Here is a 696-nt window from a genome sequence, read left to right as displayed (position 1 = left end):
CTGTAAGCTCAAGTCAATCAACTTCAGCATCAGTATCTGCAAGTGAATCAGCTTCAGCATCAGTAAGCTCAAGTCAATCAGCTTCAGCATCTGTATCAGCTAGCCAAAGCGCTTCAGCATCAGTAAGCTCAAGTCAATCAGCTTCAGCATCAGTATCAGCTAGCCAAAGTGCTTCAGCTTCTGTAAGCTCAAGTCAATCAACTTCAGCATCAGTATCTGCAAGTGAATCAGCTTCAGCTTCTGTAAGCTCAAGTCAATCCGCTTCAGCATCTGTATCAGCTAGTCAATCAGCTTCAGCATCAGTATCTGCAAGCCAAAGCGCTTCAGCATCAGTAAGCTCAAGTCAATCCGCTTCAGCGTCTGTAAGTGCAAGCCAAAGCACTTCAGCATCAGTATCTGCAAGCCAAAGCGCTTCAGCATCAGTATCAGCAAGCCAATCAGCTTCAGCGTCTGTATCTGCAAGTCAATCAGCTTCAGCGTCTGTAAGTGCGAGCCAATCAGCAAGCGCATCAGTATCTGCAAGCCAATCAACTTCAGCGTCTATATCAGCAAGCCAATCAGCTTCGGCTTCAGTATCTGCAAGTCAAAGTACTTCAGCATCAGCAAGCGCCTCTGTATCTGCAAGCCAAAGCACTTCAGCATCAGTAAGCTCAAGTCAATCAACTTCAGCATCAGTATCTGCAAGCCAAAGCACTT

1 protein-coding gene is annotated in these 696 nt (G+C 46.1%); it reads left to right on the top strand.

Features of this window, described 5'->3' with window-relative positions; all coding sequences use genetic code 11:
• The coding region (locus B7708_RS00070) for a hypothetical protein (protein WP_193431731.1) at positions 1-696 on the top strand (696 nt) is incomplete at both ends.

The sequence above is a fragment of the Streptococcus oralis subsp. dentisani genome, from assembly GCF_002096615.1.
Classification (GTDB): domain Bacteria; phylum Bacillota; class Bacilli; order Lactobacillales; family Streptococcaceae; genus Streptococcus; species Streptococcus oralis_U.
The sequence above is the reverse complement of the archived record's forward strand: the minus strand, read 5'-3'. Positions and strand labels throughout refer to the sequence as shown.